Raw genomic sequence first — 17050 nt, forward strand, 5'->3', positions numbered from 1 at the left:
CCGAGGTCGCCCGCACCGCCCGCGAGGTCCGTGACCAGCTTCATCAGCGGGTCCTTGGAGCCCTTCACATCGCTCGCGTAGCTGGCCGCCGACTCGCGGAAGGAGTCGCTGACGGAGGTGTCCCCGTCCTCGCTGCGCCGCGGGTAGTGGCCGTCCATGATCCGCTGGTAGTCCCGCGACTCGGCCCACTTCTTCAGCTCGGCGGCCCGCACGGTGGTGAACGGGTGCGAGCGGGGCAGCACGTTCAGGATCTTCAGCACGGAGTCGCGCAGATCGCCCCCCGAGTCGTACTCCTCGGCCTGCTCCAGGAACGCGTCCACGTTCATCTCGTGCAGATGGTTGCCACCCGCGATCTTCATCAGGCCCCGCATCGAGGCCCGGACGTCCTGCCCCACCAGCAGACCCGCCCGGTCGGCGGACAGCTCCGACTTGCGGAACCACTCCCGCAGCGCGGTGACGATCGCCATGATCGCGAGATTGCCCAGCGGGATCCAGGCGACCTTCAGCGCGAGGTTCGTCAGGAAGAGCAGGATGGTGCGGTAGACCGCGTGCCCGGACAGCGCGTGCCCCACCTCGTGCCCGATGACCGCCCGCATCTCCTCCTCGTCGAGCAGCTCCACCAGCCCGGTGCTGACCACGATGATCGGCTCGTCCAGGCCGATGCACATCGCGCTCGGCTGCGGGTCCTGCGTGACGTACATCGGCGGGACCTTCTCCAGGTCCAGGATGTAACAGGCGTCCAGCAGCATGTCGTGCAGGTGCGAGAACTGCCGCTCGGAGACCCGCACCGAGTCGGACAGGAACAGCAGCCTGAGACTCCGCTCCGGCAGCAGTCCGCTGAGCGCCTTGAAAACGGTGTCGAACCCGCTGAGCTTGCGCAGCGCGACCAGGGCCGAGCGGTCGGCAGGGTGCTCGTACGCACGCGAGGAGATCCCCGGGAAGCGCCTGCGCTGCCTGCTCGGCACCCGCTCGTGCCCCGTGTGCTGGTGGCCGTCGTCGGACATGTCTTCCCCCATGTGCGTGTGAGTGCCCCACTGTGCCCCCGAGGCGGGGCCCAGCCTAGGCGGAGATACCGTGGGCGGGCAGTACACCCGAAGGAGTCCGCGTCATGGAGCACCACCCCGCAGCCGCCCGGCTCACCGAGGCCGCCACGAGCGCCGTCCAGCAGCACGGAACGGGAAACCTGCTCCGCATCCTGCTGCTCGTGATGATCCTCGGCTGTGTACTGACCGCCTGGTTCCTGCTGCGCGGCTACAAGCGGAAGGACGACTGACGAGCCGGGAAAGTTCCGCTCCCCGGCACGGCGAACCTCCCCCGCCGCAGGTGAGCCGCCGGCGCCCGCCGTCCCCAACGGCGGAGTCGGCGTGATCGCCGCAGCGCCGCCCGCTTACGATGGGCCGACATCTTTATTCCGCCCACACGCGATAGGTCCTGCCGAAGATGAGCTTCCACAGCGCCGCAGCCCAGTTGGTCACCCTTGCCGCCGAGGGCGAGGAGCACGGCGGAAACCACGAAAGCCTCAACCCGCTCGTCACCGGCGGCAGCGCCCTGATCATCCTGCTCCTGCTGCTGTGGATCACCACGCGCTTCAACCGCGACCGCTGAGCGGGGACCCCGTCCCCGGCCGGACGTCCGAGACCGGGCCGGTAGGGTCTGCACGCATGGGAGAGCAGGACATGCCTACCGGTCCGGCACACAGGACGGCCGACGACACGGTGAAGCACCCTCAGCACGGACCGGGCCACGGCCCCGCCCGCACGGGCAAGCGGCGCCTGGGCGTCATGGGCGGAACGTTCGACCCGATCCACCACGGGCACCTCGTGGCGGCCAGCGAGGTCGCCGCGCAGTTCCACCTGGACGAGGTGGTGTTCGTCCCCACCGGCCAGCCCTGGCAGAAGTCCCACCGCAAGGTCTCCCCGGCCGAGGACCGCTACCTGATGACGGTCATCGCCACCGCCGAGAACCCGCAGTTCTCCGTCAGCCGCATCGACATCGACCGCGGCGGCGCCACCTACACCGTCGACACCCTGCGCGATCTGCGCGCCCTCAACCCCGACACCGACCTGTTCTTCATCACCGGCGCCGACGCGCTCGGCCAGATCCTCACCTGGCGGGACTCCGAGGAACTGTTCTCCCTCGCCCACTTCATCGGCGTCACCCGCCCCGGCCACCACCTGGCCGACCCCGGCCTGCCGGAAGGCGGCGTCTCGCTCGTCGAGGTGCCGGCGCTCGCCATCTCCTCCACGGACTGCCGTGCGAGAGTCGCCAAGGGAGACCCCATCTGGTACATGGTGCCGGACGGAGTCGTGCGCTACATCGACAAGCGCGAGCTGTACCGCGGCGAGTGAGCCGAGAGGGGCACCGGTGAACGACCGATACGACGCGGGTGACGCAGGCTATGGCGCCGGCCCGTACGAAGTCGTCGGCTACGACGAGTACGGCCGGCCCGTGTACCAGCAGGTTCCGGCCCAGCAGCCCCCGCAGGCCCAGCAGGCCGCCTACGACCCGTACGCCCAGCAGCAGGGCTACGGCTACGACTCCTACGCCACCGGCCAGCAGCAGCCGGCCCCCGCCTACGACCCCTACGGCTCCGCGGCCCCGTACGACCCCTACGGCTCCCAGGCCCCGTACGACCCGTACGCCACCGGCACCCAGGACGCCACCGGCTACGACCCCTACGGGCAGGCGGCGAGCAGCGGCCAGCAGCCCCGGGTCACCGAGCAGACCGCCTACATCCCGCAGCAGGCCGGACCGGCGGAGGACACGCGGACCCCGCGGGAGACCGAGCCCGTCTCCGGCGAACCGGAGTACCGCACCGAGCAGTTCGCCTTCGTCGAGGAGCCGGACGGCGACTCCGAGGACGTCATCGACTGGCTGAAGTTCACGGAGAACCGCACCGAGCGCCGCGAGGAAGCCCGCCGCCGCGCCCGCAGCCGGATCATCGCGCTGCTCGTCGTCCTCGCCCTCTTCGCGGCCGGCGGTGTCGGCTACCTCTGGTACGCCGGAAAGCTGCCCGGCCTGTCCTCCTCCGACGGCACGGACGGCACCGCCACGCCGGTCACCGCCCAGAAGCGCGACGTACTCGTCGTCCACCTGCACAACACCGCCAAGGGCGGCACCTCCACGGCGCTGCTGGTCGACAACACCACCACCAAGCAGGGCACCACGGTCCTGCTGCCCAACTCACTCGCGCTGACCGGCGACGACGGCTCCACCACGACCCTCGCCAAGTCCGTGGACGACGACGGCTCCTCCGGCACCCGCGACCAGCTCGACACCGTCCTCGGCACCAGCATCCAGGGCACCTGGCGCCTCGACACCCCCTACTTGCAGAACCTCGTCGAACTCGTCGGCAACATCGAGGTCGACACCAACACCGACGTGCCCGACCCGGACGCCAAGAAGAAGGGCACCGCGCCGCTCGTCCACAAGGGCCAGGACCAGACCCTCAGCGGCAAGATGGCCGTCGCCTACGCCACCTACCGCGCCGCCGGCGAGTCCCAGAACGCCCAGCTGGAGCGGTTCGGCCAGGTCATGCAGGGCGTGCTGCGCAAGATGTCCTCCGACCCGTCGTCCGCCACCACCACCGTGCAGACCCTCGCGCAGATCCTCGACCCGCCGCTCACCGACAAGGACCTCGGCGCCTTCCTCGCCAAGCTCGCCGACCTCGCCAAGAGCGGCGACTACAAGACCGCCCTGCTGCCCGTGCAGGCCGACGGCACGCTCAGCGCGCAGACCGGCGACAGCGTGGTGAAGGACATCCTCGGCGGCACCGCCAAGAGCCCCGACGCCGGCTCCGCGGTCCGGGTCTCCGTGCAGAACGCCACCGGTGTGAAGGACGACATGGAGAAGGCCCGCGTCGTGCTCCTCAACGGCGGCTTCACCTTCCTGGAAGGCGGCAGCGCCTCCGGCACCCAGGCCACCTCGAAGGTGCTCTACGCGGACGCCGCCCACAAGGCCGACGCCACCGAGGTCGCCAAGACCCTCGGCCTGCCCGCCGGCTCCGTGGCCAAGGGCAGCGTCTCCTCCGGAGCCGACGTCTCGGTGGTCCTCGGCAGCGACTACGAGCCGGCCTCCTCCTGACCCCGAGCCGCCTCCCCCGCGGGAGCGCGGCCGGGGCCACCCCACGTGATGCCGTAATCACGTGGGGTCCGCCGGGCGGTCCGTGAGACCCTTGATGACAAAAGTCCGCCGACGGAAAGCCATGTAGTGACCGCCACCGACCGTTCTCTTGAGCTCATCAACACCGCCGCCCAGGCGGCGGCCGACAAGCTCGCCCACGACGTCATCGCCTACGACGTGAGCGACGTGCTGTCGATCACGGACGCCTTCCTGCTGGCGTCCGCGCCGAACGACCGCCAGGTCAAGGCCATCGTCGACGAGATCGAGGAGCGCCTGCTGAAGGAACTCGGCGCCAAGCCGGTCCGCCGCGAGGGCGACCGGGACTCCCGCTGGATCCTGCTCGACTACGTCGACATCGTCGTCCACGTCCAGCACAGCGAGGAGCGCGTCTTCTACGCCCTGGAGCGGCTGTGGAAGGACTGCCCCGAGCTGGAGCTGCCCGCCGACGCCAAGGCCACCCGCGGCAAGGCCGAGGAGCACGCCAAGGCGCAGGCCGCCGAGGCCGACCAGGAGCCGGGCGGGGAGTGGTGATGAGCGCCACCGGCGAGGTGACCGACCGCACCGGCCGGGGCCGCCGCATCATCCTGTGGCGGCACGGCCAGACCTCGTGGAACGTGGAGCGCCGGTTCCAGGGCACCACGGACGTCGAGCTGACCGAGACGGGCCTCGGGCAGGCCCGCCGCGCCGCGCGGCTGCTCGCCTCCCTGCGGCCCGACGCGATCATCTCCTCGGACCTGCAGCGGGCCGCGGACACGGCCGCCGAGCTGGCCGCCCTCACCGGTCTCGACGTCACCCGCGACGAGGGCCTGCGCGAGACCTACGCGGGTGTCTGGCAGGGGCTGACGCACGAGGAGATCATCGCCCGCTACGGCGAGGAGTACGCCGCCTGGAAGCGCGGTGAGGCGGTCCGCCGCGGCGGCGGCGAACTGGAGACCGAGGTCGCCGAGCGCGCCGCCCCCGTCGTGCTGCGGCACGTCGACAAGCTGCCCGAGGACGGAACCCTCGTCGTCGTCAGCCACGGCGGCACCATCCGCACCACCATCGGCCGGCTCCTCGGCCTGGAGGCCCGGCACTGGGAGAGCCTCGGCGGCCTCTCCAACTGCTGCTGGTCCGTGCTCGGCGAAGGCGCCCGCGGCTGGCGCCTGCTGGAGCACAACGCGGGCACCCTCCCGGAGCCCGTCCTCGGCGACGACGACTGACCGTCCCGAGGGCCCTCGACCCCGGATTTCACTTTCTGGCAGGTCACAGGCTAAAGTTCTTCTTGTTCGCCCCGCCGAGCGGGAAGAACACCAGGGGCTATAGCTCAGTTGGTAGAGCGCCTGCATGGCATGCAGGAGGTCAGGAGTTCAATTCTCCTTAGCTCCACTGATCGACACTCTGTTGAGTTGTCAAAGATCGGTGATGAGGATCCCGTCCCCACAGGGGGCGGGATCTTCTGCGTTCAGCGGCCCTGCCCGGCCGCCGCGTTCAGCTGCGGATGATCACCTCGGTCCCCTGGTCCGCGTCTGCCGGCGGCCACAGCCGCTCTCTCCGCTCCCGCAGCAGCGCGATCTTCGCCCGCGCGTCCTCGTCCTCCGGGCTGTAGACCACGATCCGGCACTCGGGCATCCCGTCGATGGACAGCGACTGCGAGGTCATCCGCATCTCGCCGACTGCCGCGTGCCGGAACGTCTTCACCCGCGGTCCCGGGGGCGTCACCGCACCGCTCGCCCACAGCTCCGCGAACCACGGGCTCGCCGCCGACAGCCCGCGTATGTACTCCTCCCAGGCCGGCTCGCCCACGTGTCTGCCGTAGGACGACCGCAGGGTCGCCACCATCAGCGGCAGCTCCGTCTCCCGGTGCACCAGCGGGCAGACGCCCTCCGGCAGCGTGAAGAGCGTCCACAGCACGTTCGGCAGGCCGATCGTGAGAGTATCCGGCACCAGGAACAGGTCCCGGTAGGCCGCGTTCGTGGCCAGGACGTCGTACCGCGAGTTGTAGACCACCGCCAGCATCGGGTCCAGGGCGTCGACGATGCCCTGGACCTCCGGGCCGATCTGCCGGGTCAGGCCCTCGCGGTCCGGCTGGAACGGCACCTCCGCCAGCCGGTACAGGTGCTCCCGCTCCGGCGGGTCCAGCCGCAGTGTCCGCGCGACCGCGTCCAGCACCTGCGGCGAGGCGTTGATCGGCCGGCCCTGCTCCAGCCACGTGTACCAGGTCACGCCCACCCCCGAGAGCTGCGCCACCTCCTCCCGGCGCAGCCCGGGCGTGCGCCGCCGCAGCCCCGGCGGCATCCCCACATCGGCCGGTGTCACCCGTGCCCGCCTGCTGCGCAGAAAGGCGGCGAGCTCCGGCCTGCGTCGCTGTGTCCTCGTCCCCATCGTCATGCCCCCGTCGTCCCCGTCTCATCGTCGCCACCCGGACCCGCCCCTGCCAGGTGCTGGCAGTACCAGCATCGGCGGGCACTCGGCACCGGTACCGGCCCGTCGTCACGCTCGACGCCATGACAACGACATCCCGGACCGACCCGGGCGCCAGGCCCGTTCCGAACCCTGCGATCAGTGAACCACCCGCCACTGACAGTGAAGAACCCGCCTCTGGCAGCGACGTCCGGACCACTGACCGAACGGAATCATTCGTCACGGACAGTGAAGCACTCGCCACTGACAATCGACCCCGGCTGCTGCTCGGCGTGCTCCTCACCGCCCTGTTCATGGCAGCCCTCGACGTCTTCATCGTGAACGTCGCGGCCCCCACGGTCGGTTCCGACCTGCACGCCTCGGGAGCCGACGTGCAGCTGGTGATCGCCGGCTACACGATCACCTACTCCGTGTTGCTGATCACCGGGGCCCGGCTCGGCGACCGGCTCGGCCACGGCCGCGTCCACTTCGCCGGCCTGGCCCTGTTCACCGCAGCCTCGCTGGCCTGCGGACTGGCGCAGGGCCCGACCCAGCTGATCGTGTTCCGGCTGGCGCAGGGCGCGGGCTCGGCGCTGATGATCCCGCAGGTGCTCAGCCTCATCCAGCGCACCTTCACCGGCGAGGCCCGGGCGCGGGCGCTCAGCGCCTACTCGGCGGTCCTGGCCGTCGGCGCGGCGGCCGGTCAGGTCGTCGGCGGAGTGCTCGTCAGCGCCGACCTGTTCGGCACCGGCTGGCGGCCGGTGTTCCTGGTCAACGTGCCGGTGGGCGCCGTGCTGCTCGTACTGGGCCGGCGGGTCCTGCCGCTGGGCCGGCCGGGCGGGCGGGAGCGGACCCGCCCGCTCGACCTGCCCGGGCTGGTGCTGCTCGGTGCCGCCGTGTCGCTGCTGACCGTGCCGCTGGTGCTCGGGCAGGAGGAGGACTGGCCGCTGTGGTCCTGGCTGTCGCTGGCGGCGGCCGGGGTGCTGTTCGCGCTGTTCCGCGGCTACGAGTCCCGGCTGGCCCGGCGCGGCGGCGCCCCGCTCATCACGCCCCGGGTGCTGCGGCACCCCGGCATCGGGCGGGCCGTCTTCCGGATCCTCGCCGCGATGTCCGTCAACGCCGGCTTCCTCTTCGCGCTGACCCTGCACGTCCAGGGCGGCCTCGGCCACAGCGCCCTGCGGGCGGGCCTGGGCTTCGTACCGACCGCGGCCGTCTTCGGCGCCGTCAGCCTCACCTGGCGGAAGTGGCCGGCCGCCTGGCAGCGGGCGCTGGCACCCGCCGGGTTCGCGCTCACCGCGGTGTCCGTCGCCGTCGTCGGACTGGCCTTCCACGGCGGCGGTGACGGGGGAGCCGTGCTCTACGCCGGGTACGCGGGGACGGGTGCCGGGCTGGCGCTCGCCTTCAGCCCGACGCTCACCGGCGCGCTGGCCACCGTGCGGGCCGAGGACGCGGCGGACGCCAGCGGCCTGCTGGCGACGGTGGCGCAACTCGGTCAGCTGATCGGCGTGGCGGCGTTCGGCACACTGTTCCTGAACCGGCTTGAGTCGTTCGGGGCTCTGCGCTCGTATACCTCCGCGGAGGCGTTCTCGGTGTGCGCCTGGGCGCTGGCCGGAACGGCTGCGGTGGGGGCCGTGTCCGGACTGGTACTGAGGCGTCGCTGACCGTATTGCTCCGGCCGTGGCAGAATCAAACGGCCGGAAGGGGGCGCGGCCCGACGGGAGGGAGTAGCGATGCCTGCGAGCATCCTTGAGGAGGTCGGCCACCTCCTCGGTGCGGCGTTGATACGGGATACGACCACCCGGCTGAGCTGCCCTTCCTGCGGTTCCGCGCACGTGGCCCAAGTCCTCGGCGACAATGGCGGAATCTCCTACGTGTGCACGGCCTGCGGCCACAGCTGGAGCTGATCGATGGGTGCACACAGGCGAAAGTGCGACTGGTGCGGGAGCGGTACACCGATCGTGCGCGACATGGAGCCGATCAATCCCGATTACCAGTACTGGTGCGAGGAATGCGCGCGGGCGCTGATCATAAAAGGCGACCCGATCGAGACCTACCGGGAACTGGAGGGCGAGCCGATCTACGGCCGCCTCCTGGAGGAGCACTGCACGCTCAAGCGGTTCTACCAGTTCGTCACGGCCTGACGCGGACCTCGCCGCCGCCCCTCGGCAACGATGTCCGGGCCAGCGCCAGGAAGAGCGCACCGGCCCCTGCGTAGACGGCCGAAAGCGTCAATTCCGCGCCCGTCAGGTGAAGTTCCGGACGGCCGGTTCCGTGCGGCACCCACCAGGGGGCGTACGAGCAGAAGAGCAGCAGCGTGCCCAGGGCCGCTCCCCGGCGCCCGCGCGTCCACAGCAGCAGCACCAGCGGCACGCACCACACCCAGTGGTGCGTCCACGACACCGGGCTGATCAGCAGGGCGGTGACCGCGCAGGCGCACACGGCCCAGGCCCGCCGCCCCCGCAACTCCGCCCGCACGGCCACGGCGAGCCCCAGGACGGCCACCAGGGCCGCGCAGGCCGCCCAGAGCACCCCCGGGTCGGGTGTGTGCAGGAAACGGGCCAGAAGACCGCGCAGGGCCTGATTGGCGGTGTCCTCGGCGTGCCCGACGCGGCTCGCGCGGAACACCATGTCCGTCCAGAACCGCCAGGAGTCGTACGGCAGGACGGCCGTCGCGAGCAGCGTCGCCCCGGCGAACGTGACGGCCGCCCCGCGCGCGTGCCGCAGCCACGGCCCTCCGCGCCCGCCCTCGAGACGGGCGGCGAGGCCCGTGGCGAGCAGGAACACCGGGAACAGTGCGGGCGTCAGCTTGACCGCCGTGGCCAGTCCCAGGCCCACGCCGGTCCAGCGGTCGTACCCGCCGGCGGGGCGGCGGGTCAGGTCCCACAGCACCAGGACGGCCAGGAGCAGGTTGATCTGCCCGTAGCGCAGGGTCGTCCACACCGGCTCGCACCACACCGCCGCCGCCGCGACCCACCAGGTGGTCTCCACGCGCGCGTGGCCGACGAGTTTCAGCGACAGCCGTACGAACACCACCAGCAGCGCGAGGTTCCCCATCGTCGCCAGCGCGCGCAGGGGCGCGGTGTCCAGCAGCGAGAGCGGGGTGAACAGCAGGGCCGCGAACGGCGGGTAGGTGGTGGGCAGGTGCGCGGCCGTCGCCCGCAGGGCGTACAGATCGCCGCCCGCGCGTACGGCGGCTCCCTCGGCCCGGTAGACCATCAGGTCGACCATCGACACGTGCGCGGCCCGCTGTGCGGCCCAGAACGCCGTGAACGACAGCAGGCACACCCCCAGGGCGACCGGCGTCCGGCGGCAGGCGGCGGGGATCGCGATCACGGTCACGAAGCCGACATTAGCGTCCTAATCAGGGCAGGGGGGAAACCGATTTGGTGCTGCACCGCAGGGCCTGTAATGTTTACGTCGTCGCCGGGGGAACCCCGAGAGACACAACAAGGGGCTATAGCTCAGTTGGTAGAGCGCTTGCATGGCATGCAAGAGGTCAGGAGTTCAATTCTCCTTAGCTCCACAGAAGTCGAAGGCGGATCATCCCACGGATGATCCGCCTTCGGCGTGTTGTACGTCACATGCGCGGCATACGCGCGCGCGAAAGGGCGGGTCAGCCGAGCCGGGTGACCCGCCCTCTTCGGTGCTCAGCGGCCCAGAGCCCGCCGGCCGCGCCCCTGGGAGAGAACCGGCAGATTGCGCGACGGCGCCTGTCCGCGCGTGTCCTCCTCGATGCGCAGGGCGAGCGCCGGGCAGCGGCGCACCGCGCGCAGCGCCTTCGCCTCCGCGTACCGGGGCACCTGCGCCTGGGCGACGGTCGGGAATCCGTCGGCGCCCAGCTCGAACACCTCCGGGAGGATGTCCGCGCACAGCCCGTGGCCCCGGCACAGCGTCCAGTCGACGTAGATCTTCTGGCGGCTGGAACCGGCCTCCTCGGGCTCTCCGCCGCCCGGGACGCCCGTCGGCGCCCTGCCCCCCTCGAAGAGCGGCAGAACGCCCTCCACGGGCCGTCCGCAGCCGTTTCCGAGGACGTGCGCGGCCAGGTCGTCGGTGAACGCCTTGATGGTCGACTCCAGGAACATCGCCGAACCGTCCGGGTGCGAACACGCCCCGCGCCGCTTCACGTTCTTCGCGACCTGCTTCAGCGCCTCCAGAGCGGCCGGTCCGCCGCCGTTCAGGATGTCCTCCATCCCGCGCGCGGCGGCGGGCAGCCCGAGGTAGCAGGGCCCGCACTGGCCGGCGCTCTCCTCGGCCAGCCACTGCGCGACCCGCAGCGACTCGCCCAGCGGGCACGTCTCCTGGCTGATCGGCAGGATCGCGCCCGCGCCGAGCGAACCGCCCACCGCGTCCAGCGAGTTGCGCGAGACGATCGCCTCGTTCACGGTCGCCGCGTCGATCCACTTGCCGTGGTAGCCGCCGGTCAGCACGCCCTGCGGCACCGGCGGGGCGCCCGCCAGCTGGAGCACGTAGCGCAGGGGCACGCCCGTGGGGACCTCGATCACCATCGGGCGGGCGACCGCGCCGGACACGGTGAGCATCACGGTGCCCGGTTCGTCGTACAGGCCGGTGTTGCCGTAGCGCTCCGGGCCGATGCGGGCGGCGATGGCCAGCTGCGCGAACGTCTCCGCGTTCGACAGCAGCGTGGGCGCGCCGCCGACGCCGCTCTGCGAGGCGCTGATCTTGCGGCCGGGCGGGATCGCCGGTCCGCCGTCGATCGAGCGGATCAGCGAGGCGGCGGCGCCGGTGACCATCCGCACCGGATTGCGCTGCACCCACGCGCGTAGAGCCGATCTACGGCTGTTGCTCAGCCCTCGTTCGGCGAGCGCGGCCTCCATGGAGCGCTGCGTGGACTCCCGGGTGACGCCGATGACGAGCGTGCGCGCGCCGAGGGCCTCCGCGCACAGCAGCGCGCCGTCCAGGATGAGGTGCGGGGCACGGTTGATCAGGACGGTGTCCTTGCGGCAGGCGGGTTCGTCCTCGCTGCCGTTGACCACGACGACCGGCCGCACCCCGCGCTTGATCGCCGACTCGGCGACCGAGCGCAGCTTCCTGTGGAAGGGGAAGCCGGCGCCGCCGCGGCCCTTGAGGTTGATGCGTTCGGCGAGCTGGGCGAGCTGTTCGCCGCCCAAGGGGTCGAGCGGCCCGTGCACCTTCAGGTGCATGGGCAGGTCGAGTCGCTCCACAAGGTCGAAGCCCGACGTGAGCTGGGGAAGTCCGACCACGCGGACTTCGGGGACGTCGGGCAGGGCCTCGTTCACTTAAAGCCTCCGGAAGGCGTGTTCCAAGGTTCGCCCGAGCCCGGTGCCTCGTAGGACGAGCCGGGCAGCGTTTCGGTGGCGGGACCGCTGTTGAACGTGTCACTCGGGTTGTACGTGCCGTAGAGGCCGTTTGTCTCACCGGTGTCGTACACGTCACTTCCGCCGTATCCCTGCGTGCCCGGATTGCCGTAGACCGGGATGGTGTAGCCGGTGTCCTGGAGCGGGTCGTACGCGGACGGCGGGGCCTCGCCGACCGGCGGCGGGGACGGGATCGGCCAGCTGCCCGAGGTGCTGGAGGGGCCGTCCACGCGCGGGATGGCCTCCGTGGGCTGGAGATCCAGCGGCAGGTCCGCGCGGGCGACCCGGTCGGCCGTGAAGGGCTGCTGCGGGCGGCCCGGCGTGGAGACCGCGCGGTAGGCCGCCGCGAAGCCGGAGGCGGGCTCGGCGGCCGGGGCGGCCGGAGTCTGGTAGAGCGGGGCGGTCCCGGTGTCGGCGGGCGACTGCCTCGGCTCCCGCCGGCCCCCGGAACCGGGCAGCGCCGACTCGGCGACCCGGGAGCGGCTCGCGTCCAGCTCGTCGAGCCCGGGCCGCTCCGAGCTGCCGAACAGGGCCACGAGCCGGTCGGCGACCCTGCGCTTGACCGGGCGCGGCGCGGCGCGCAGCGCGAGGGCGCCCATCACGCCGAGCAGGGCGAGGCTGTACAGGATCACGAAGATCGGCTTGGCCGATCGACCCGCGTAGAGGCCGTGGATCAGCGCCGCGCACCAGGCCGGGTACGCCAGCATGTGCATGGCCCGCCAGCGGGCGGCGACCGGGGCCGGAGTGGCGAAATTGCTGCGCAGCGCGCCGGTGATGCCCACGAAGATCATCAGCAGTCCGGCGAGTGAGCCCAGACCGATCAGGCCGGCGATTCCGGAGACGCCGAGCGAGAACGGAATGATCGCGGCGATCAGCTCCGTGTGGCCGAGCGCGATCTTCGTGGTGATGTGCAGCAACAGGAACGCGATCGAGGCGACCGCGGTGGTCCGGTGCACCGCCTGGCCGATGATCCGCTGCCGGGTGTTCAGGAAGATCCGGTCCTGCGCGAACAGGCCCCAGATCACCGAGCAGCTCAGCGAGACGAGGGACAGCACGCCCGCGCCGAAGTTCAGGAACTCGCGGAACTGGCTGCCTCCCACCAGCACGACCACGGGTATGAGCAGCAGGACGACAGCGGACGCCACCCCGTAGGCCGAGCGGCCGGGTTTGGGGAGCGAGCGGGTACTACGACGAGGGTTCATGGGGGCAACTCCGAGCAGTTTCGGGAAAGCGGTCCCGCTGCCGCACTCTAAGTGGCGCCATACCGATCAGTACGGGGTTTGAGTTATTGCGTTGTTATCAACGGACAATGCGACGGGGGCGGTGTCCCATAGGGGGTGTTACGCGAAGTAATTGCTGACCTTTGTTCAGTTCCGGCGGGCTTCGTGACATGTCCATCAGGGATACGGAAGCGCGTCGCGGCTTGCTCAAGGGCTGCGGTACCCTAGCGCCATGCGTGCCGTACGCCTTCTGCTTAGCGGGCCGCGCTGATCAGTACCGACCCCGGTCCAGCCGGTGAGGTCGGCATCGGCGCGGCGTCCCCTCCTGTGCGAGGGGTTTTTTCATTTCCGCAGGCAGAGACGATCGATGGAGCTTTGAGGATCATGAGCGAGACGAACCCCGCTGCCACCGCCGCCGCGTCGGCGGAGGCCGCGCCGCACCGCTACACGGCCGCCATGGCAGCCGAGATCGAGGCACGCTGGCAGGACTTCTGGGACGCCGACGGCACGTACGCGGCCCCGAACCCCACGGGCGACCTGGCGGGCGATCCCGAGCTGGCCGCCAAGCCCAAGAAGTTCATCATGGACATGTTCCCGTACCCCTCCGGTGCGGGCCTGCACGTCGGCCACCCGCTGGGCTACATCGCCACCGACGTCTACGCCCGGTTCCAGCGCATGACCGGCCACAACGTCCTGCACACCCTGGGCTTCGACGCCTTCGGCCTGCCCGCCGAGCAGTACGCGGTGCAGACCGGCACGCATCCGCGCGTGTCCACCGAGGCCAACATCGAGAACATGAAGGCCCAGCTGCGCCGGCTGGGCCTGGGCCACGACAAGCGCCGGTCGTTCGCCACGATCGACCCGGAGTACTACAAGTGGACCCAGTGGATCTTCCTGCAGATCTTCAACTCCTGGTACGACGAGGAGGCGCGGAAGGCCCGCCCGATCTCCGAGCTGATCGCCCAGTTCGAGTCCGGTGAGCGCGCCGTTCCGGGCTCCACGCGCGCGTGGGACCAGCTGACCGCCGCCGAGCGTGCCGACATCCTGGGCGAGTACCGCCTGGCGTACGCCTCCGACGCCCCGGTCAACTGGTGCCCGGGCCTGGGCACCGTGCTGGCCAACGAGGAGGTCACCGCCGACGGCCGCTCCGAGCGCGGCAACTTCCCGGTCTTCAAGGCGAAGCTGCGCCAGTGGAACATGCGCATCACCGCCTACGCCGACCGGCTGCTGGAGGACCTGGAGGAGCTGGACTGGCCCGAGGCCATCAAGCTGCAGCAGCGCAACTGGATCGGCCGCAGCGAGGGCGCCCGCGTCGACTTCCCGATCGACGGCGAGCGCATCACGGTCTTCACCACCCGCCCCGACACCCTGTTCGGCGCGACCTACATGGTGCTGGCGCCCGAGCACCCGCTGGTCGACAAGTTCACCCCCGAGGCGTGGCCCGAGGGCACCCACGAGGTGTGGACCGGCGGTCACGCCACCCCGGCCGACGCCGTCGCCGCCTACCGCGCGCAGGCCGCCTCCAAGTCCGACGTCGAGCGGCAGGCCGAGGCCAAGGACAAGACCGGCGTCTTCACCGGCGCGTTCGCGACCAACCCGGTCAACGGCGAGCAGGTCCCGGTCTTCATCGCCGACTACGTCCTGATGGGCTACGGCACCGGCGCGATCATGGCCGTCCCCGGACACGACACCCGCGACTTCGCCTTCGCGCGCGCCTTCGAGCTGCCGATCCGCTGCGTGGTCGAGCCGACCGACGGCCGCGGCACCGACCCGTCCGCCTGGGACGACGCCTTCGTCTCCTACGACGCCAAGATCGTCAACTCCGACAGCGACGACGTGCAGCTGAACGGCCTGGGCGTGGTCGAGGCCAAGGCGCGCATCACCGAGTGGCTGGAGCGCAAGGGCATCGGCGAGGGCACCGTCAACTTCCGGCTGCGTGACTGGCTGTTCAGCCGCCAGCGCTACTGGGGCGAGCCCTTCCCGATCGTCTACGACGAGGACGGCGTCGCCCACGCGCTGCCCGAGTCGATGCTGCCGCTGGAGCTGCCCGAGGTCGAGGACTACAGCCCGCGCACCTTCGACCCGGACGACGCCGACACCCAGCCCGAGACGCCGCTGTCGCGCAACGAGGAATGGGTCAACGTCACCCTGGACCTGGGCGACGGCCCCAAGAAGTACCGCCGCGAGACCAACACCATGCCCAACTGGGCCGGCTCCTGCTGGTACGAGTTCCGCTACCTGGACCCGCACAACGACCGCAAGCTGGTCGACCCGGAGATCGAGCGGTACTGGATGGGTCCGCGCGAGGGCCAGCCGCACGGCGGTGTCGACCTGTACGTCGGCGGCGCCGAGCACGCCGTGCTGCACCTGCTGTACGCGCGCTTCTGGTCCAAGGTGCTGTACGACCTGGGGCACGTCTCCTCCGCGGAGCCGTTCCACAAGCTGTTCAACCAGGGCATGATCCAGGCCTACGTCTACCGCGACAGCCGTGGCATCGCGGTGCCGGCCGCCGAGGTGGAGGAGCGCGACGGCGCCTACTACTACCAGGGCGAGCAGGTCAGCCGTCTGCTGGGCAAGATGGGCAAGTCCCTGAAGAACGCGGTGACTCCGGACGAGATCGCCGCCGAGTACGGCGCCGACACGCTGCGCCTGTACGAGATGGCGATGGGCCCGCTGGACGTCTCCCGCCCGTGGGACACGCGCGCGGTGGTCGGCCAGTTCCGGCTGCTGCAGCGGCTGTGGCGCAACATCGTCGACGAGACGACCGGCGAGGTCACCGTCACCGACGCCGAGCCCGACGAGGAGACCCTGCGCGCCCTGCACAAGGCCATCGACGGCGTGCGCCAGGACCTGGAGGGCCTGCGCTTCAACACCGCCATCGCCAAGGTCACCGAGCTGAACAACCACCTGACCAAGGCCGGCGGGCCGGTGCCGCGGTCCGTGGCCGAGCCGCTGGTGCTGATGATCGCCCCGCTGGCCCCGCACATCGCCGAGGAGCTGTGGCGCAAGCTGGGCCACACCGACTCGGTCGTCCACCGGGAGTTCCCGGTCGCCGACCCGCAGTACGTCGTCGACGAGACCGTGACCTGCGTCGTGCAGATCAAGGGCAAGGTCAAGGCCCGGCTGGAGGTGCCGCCCACGATCTCCGAGGAGGAGCTGGAGAAGGCGGCGCTGGCCGACGAGAAGGTCGTCGCGGCGCTGGGCGGCGCGGGCATCCGGAAGGTGATCGTGCGCGCGCCGAAGCTGGTCAACATCGTTCCCGCGTAAGAAACGGGGGCTTTCCGCCGGCTCGGGGTAGTCCCCTACGGGCAGGTTCGGGGTTCTTCCGGAACTCCGGGCCTGCCCGCAGCGTTTACCGTGGAGAGCACAGCGGCTCGTGCCGTACCGGCTGGAGGAGGAGCGTCATGGAAGTAGTGCTGACCGTGTTCGCTCTGCTCTTCCTGCTCTTCGTCGGCCTCGGCGCGTACGCCACGGTCAAGGCCGTCGGCGCCGCCAAGCGCGGCGTGGACCGGACGATCGCACAGGCCCGCCGGACGGTCGAGGACCACACCCTGCGCGCCAAGTCCTTCGTGCCGATCGGGCCCGCCTCCGAGATCGCCCAGCTGCGGCTCGCGCTGCGCACCTCCATGCGTGCCACGCAGGACGCGCTGCACGCGGGCGCGGCCGAGGACGAGTCGCTGAAGGAGTCGCTCGGCCTCTTCGAGCGGCTCAGCGCGCACGGACACGAGCTGGACGCCGACCTCAAGCGCCTGGAGTCCGAGCCCGACCGGGCCACGCTGGCCGAGCGCCTGCCCGAACTGCGCAGCCGCACCGAGCGCATCACCGCGTCCGCCGACTCCCTGCGCTGGGCCGTTCGCGACCGGGCCCACCGCTTCGCCGACGACGATCTGGGCACCCTCAGCGCCCAGATCGACATCGAAGCGGGCGCCCTGCGCCACTGGACGCGGACCGAGCCGGGCCAGGCACCCCCGCCGTGGCCCGACGCCCCCGCCC

Annotated in this window: 15 protein-coding genes and 2 tRNA genes; 12 read left to right on the forward strand and 5 right to left on the reverse strand. The window is 71.1% G+C overall.

The window, feature by feature from the left end; genetic code table 11:
- On the reverse strand, nt 1–1004 hold a 1004-nt coding region (locus CCN44_RS23070), incomplete at its 3' end, for a M48 family metallopeptidase (protein ID WP_086699153.1).
- A gap of 104 nt (nt 1005–1108) precedes the next feature.
- Here CCN44_RS23070 and CCN44_RS23075 point away from each other — a divergent pair.
- From CCN44_RS23075 to CCN44_RS23105, 7 genes are all read left to right on the forward strand, one after another.
- Nucleotides 1109–1273, forward strand: a complete 165-nt coding sequence (locus CCN44_RS23075; protein WP_086699156.1) for a hypothetical protein — start codon at nt 1109–1111, stop codon at nt 1271–1273.
- Between the two features lie 167 nt (nt 1274–1440).
- The gene (locus tag CCN44_RS45125) at nt 1441–1605 is read left to right on the forward strand and encodes a hypothetical protein (protein WP_086699159.1); all 165 of its coding nucleotides are present in this window, start codon (nt 1441–1443) and stop codon (nt 1603–1605) included.
- Between the two features lie 56 nt (nt 1606–1661).
- Nucleotides 1662–2348 carry a nicotinate-nucleotide adenylyltransferase gene (nadD, locus tag CCN44_RS23085; protein ID WP_189397208.1) on the forward strand — a complete coding sequence of 229 codons (687 nt, stop codon included), beginning with the start codon at nt 1662–1664 and terminating at the stop codon, nt 2346–2348.
- 16 nt (nt 2349–2364) lie between these two features.
- A complete protein-coding gene (locus CCN44_RS23090; RefSeq protein ID WP_086699162.1) occupies nt 2365–4083 on the forward strand; it encodes an LCP family protein in 1719 nt (572 codons plus the stop codon).
- A 126-nt stretch (nt 4084–4209) separates the two neighbouring features.
- On the forward strand, nt 4210–4653 hold the full coding sequence (gene rsfS / locus CCN44_RS23095) for a ribosome silencing factor (RefSeq protein ID WP_059249512.1): 444 nt from the start codon (nt 4210–4212) through the stop codon (nt 4651–4653).
- On the forward strand, nt 4653–5321 hold the full coding sequence (locus CCN44_RS23100; protein ID WP_059254983.1) for a histidine phosphatase family protein: 669 nt from the start codon (nt 4653–4655) through the stop codon (nt 5319–5321). The genes rsfS and CCN44_RS23100 overlap by 1 nt, the downstream gene beginning before the upstream one ends.
- A 93-nt stretch (nt 5322–5414) precedes the next feature.
- Nucleotides 5415–5487, forward strand: a tRNA-Ala gene (locus CCN44_RS23105).
- Between the two features lie 102 nt (nt 5488–5589).
- Here the strand turns inward: CCN44_RS23105 and CCN44_RS23110 are convergent.
- Nucleotides 5590–6483: a helix-turn-helix transcriptional regulator gene (locus CCN44_RS23110; RefSeq protein ID WP_086699171.1), complete on the reverse strand. Its 894-nt coding sequence runs from the start codon at nt 6481–6483 to the stop codon at nt 5590–5592.
- A gap of 332 nt (nt 6484–6815) precedes the next feature.
- Here CCN44_RS23110 and CCN44_RS23115 point away from each other — a divergent pair, with 332 nt between their 5' ends.
- Nucleotides 6816–8162, forward strand: a complete 1347-nt coding sequence (locus CCN44_RS23115) for an MFS transporter (RefSeq protein WP_208639818.1) — start codon at nt 6816–6818, stop codon at nt 8160–8162.
- A gap of 246 nt (nt 8163–8408) precedes the next feature.
- The gene (locus tag CCN44_RS23120) at nt 8409–8642 is read left to right on the forward strand and encodes a hypothetical protein (protein ID WP_030653820.1); all 234 of its coding nucleotides are present in this window, start codon (nt 8409–8411) and stop codon (nt 8640–8642) included.
- Here CCN44_RS23120 and CCN44_RS23125 read toward each other — a convergent pair.
- Entirely contained in the window at nt 8632–9840 is a 1209-nt protein-coding gene (locus CCN44_RS23125; RefSeq protein ID WP_086699164.1) for a glycosyltransferase 87 family protein, read from the reverse strand. The two genes, CCN44_RS23120 and CCN44_RS23125, sit on opposite strands and share 11 nt — an antisense overlap.
- A gap of 111 nt (nt 9841–9951) precedes the next feature.
- Between CCN44_RS23125 and CCN44_RS23130 the strand changes: the two genes are divergently transcribed.
- A tRNA-Ala gene (locus CCN44_RS23130) sits at nt 9952–10024 on the forward strand.
- Nucleotides 10025–10148: 124 nt separating this feature from the next.
- On the opposite strand, the gene CCN44_RS23135 is transcribed toward CCN44_RS23130, so the two are convergent.
- Nucleotides 10149–11759 (reverse strand): NADH-quinone oxidoreductase subunit NuoF family protein, encoded by a 1611-nt coding sequence (locus CCN44_RS23135; RefSeq protein WP_059249509.1) that lies wholly within the window; start codon nt 11757–11759, stop codon nt 10149–10151.
- Nucleotides 11756–13039, reverse strand: coding sequence for a cytochrome b/b6 domain-containing protein (locus tag CCN44_RS23140; RefSeq protein ID WP_189397210.1), 1284 nt, complete (start codon nt 13037–13039; stop codon nt 11756–11758). Before CCN44_RS23140 ends, CCN44_RS23135 begins: the two co-directional genes overlap by 4 nt.
- 402 nt (nt 13040–13441) lie before the next feature.
- Between CCN44_RS23140 and leuS the strand changes: the two genes are divergently transcribed.
- Entirely contained in the window at nt 13442–16324 is a 2883-nt protein-coding gene (gene leuS, locus CCN44_RS23145; protein WP_086699168.1) for a leucine--tRNA ligase, read from the forward strand.
- 137 nt (nt 16325–16461) lie between these two features.
- A partial coding sequence (locus CCN44_RS23150; RefSeq protein ID WP_086699178.1) for a hypothetical protein occupies nt 16462–17050 on the forward strand: 589 nt, incomplete at its 3' end.

This window comes from Streptomyces tricolor (assembly GCF_002155905.1).
Taxonomy (GTDB): Bacteria; Actinomycetota; Actinomycetes; order Streptomycetales; family Streptomycetaceae; genus Streptomyces; species Streptomyces tricolor.